The sequence below is a fragment of the Bilophila sp. 4_1_30 genome, from assembly GCF_000224655.1.
GTDB lineage: Bacteria > Desulfobacterota > Desulfovibrionia > Desulfovibrionales > Desulfovibrionaceae > Bilophila > Bilophila wadsworthia.
The window spans coordinates 1-1,212 of sequence record NZ_JH114231.1; the positions used below are offsets into that span (position 1 = coordinate 1).

1 protein-coding gene and 1 pseudogene are annotated in these 1,212 nt (G+C 69.9%); both read left to right on the forward strand.

The window, feature by feature from the left end; translation table 11 throughout:
• Positions 1–690 (forward strand): annotated as a pseudogene (locus tag HMPREF0178_RS20250) (hypothetical protein); the annotation flags it as partial.
• The gene (locus tag HMPREF0178_RS00010; protein WP_005027508.1) at positions 687–1,208 is read left to right on the forward strand and encodes a phage baseplate protein; all 522 of its coding nucleotides are present in this window, start codon (positions 687–689) and stop codon (positions 1,206–1,208) included. The pseudogene HMPREF0178_RS20250 and the gene HMPREF0178_RS00010, both read left to right, overlap by 4 nt.
• Positions 1,209–1,212: the final 4 nt, after the last annotated feature.

Sequence of the window (1,212 nt, forward strand, 5' to 3'; positions counted from 1 at the left end):
CTCGCCGACATGCTTCCCGACTGGGCGCTGGAAAAGCTCGGCTGGAAGCGGCTCCCCGATGCGGGCGCGGAGGACGGTATGCCCGGATTCCGCGCTCCGTACGCCCACGGCGGGCAGGGCGCCCCCGCCGGGAACGGCGGTTCCGGATACGGCGGCCTTTCCTCCGGGAACGGTTCCTCCGGGAATGCTTGGGGGGCGGGTTCCGCTGCGGGCGTTTCCTCCGGCGGCGCTTGGGGAGCGGGCTCTGTGGGCGGCACGCCTTCGGATGGCGCTTTCGCGGGCGCTCCTGCGGGAGGCTTGGGTACGGGAGGTTCCGGGGCGGGCAGTTTTGGGGCGGACGGCCCCGGCGGTCCATTCTTCCCGGGCGCTTCCGGCGGCTCCTTCGGGGGCGCTCCGGGAAGCTCCGGACAGGGAAGGGCGCCGGGGGGCGGCTCCTCCCGCGCGGGCCTTTTCGGGCCAGGCTTCGGGACGCAGCCGTTCTTCTCCCCCTCCACGGAAGCCTACCTAATGGCCGCCCCGTGGCAGTCGGCGGCGATGGCCTCCGCCGGCGGCGCGGTTTCGCTGGAATCCAGGACGGAAATCAACGTCAGCGGCGCAAGCTCGCCGGATGAGGTGGCCCGCCGCGTCGCCGTGGAACAGGACAACATCAACGCGGATCTGATCCGCTACGCACAGGGGGCCGCCCGATGAACTGGCTGACCCAACCGCTGGAACGCGTTTTCCTGCGCCCGCTGCGCAGCCTCGGCGGGCTCTCCTTCGACGTGGTCGTTTCCGAGGAGCACGAGGACACCCTGACCATCGCCAAGCATCCCGTGGAGCAGGGCGCGAACATCAGCGATCACGCCTACCGCAATCCGTGCAAGGTGGTCATCAGGGGCGCGTCGTCGGAGAGCACCTACGGCCTGCCGGTCTGGGACCCGTACAACGCCACCCTCTACAACGCGCTGCTGGCGCTGCAAAACGCCCGTGAGCCCTTCGACATCGTTACGGGCAAGCGCAAGTACGGCAACATGCTGCTGGAGAAGCTGACGGTGACCACCACCCCGGACTCCGAGCACGCGCTCATGGTGACGGCGGAGTGCCGCGAGGTGATCATCGTGAGGACGCAGGTGATAGCGGTCCCGGCCGAACCCGGCAGGCACCGGAACCCCGCCAAGACCGGCGGGACGGCGAACAAGGGCCAGAAGCAGGCCGTCCCCGTGAGGTGACGTT

Bases quoted from the DNA above. Each gene is read 5' to 3' on its own strand.
- HMPREF0178_RS00010 (WP_005027508.1), top strand. From the start codon at position 687: ATGAACTGGCTGACCCAACCGCTGGAACGCGTTTTCCTGCGCCCGCTG.